Origin of the sequence: Escherichia sp. AM3, assembly GCF_032029835.1 — a bacterium.
Classification (GTDB): domain Bacteria; phylum Pseudomonadota; class Gammaproteobacteria; order Enterobacterales; family Enterobacteriaceae; genus Escherichia; species Escherichia coli.
The window spans coordinates 1-230 of record NZ_JAVUPQ010001378.1 but is presented as its reverse complement, the minus strand read 5'-3'; the positions used below and the strand labels follow the sequence as shown (position 1 = coordinate 230).

At 48.7% G+C, this 230-nt stretch carries 1 pseudogene; it reads left to right on the top strand.

The features are described 5' to 3' along the window. A pseudogene (alr, locus tag RTW80_RS31125) lies at positions 1-111 on the top strand (alanine racemase); the annotation flags it as partial. Between the last annotated feature and the right edge of the window lie 119 nt (positions 112-230).

The window sequence follows — 230 nt, the reverse complement described above, 5'->3', positions numbered from 1 at the left end:
ATGTGGGGTGAAGGCCTGCCGGTAGAGCGTATTGCTGAAATAACAAAAGTGAGTGCTTACGAACTTATCACGCGCCTTACCTCAAGGGTCGCAATGAAATACGTCGACTAAGCATGAGCGGGATGAGATGCATCCCGCTTCTGTTAACATCCCCTCGATCTTCTTCCGCTTCCGGTTTATTGTTGAATGCCCTGCCTCATAATAATCCGGAGAACATCGCGTGTTTCAGA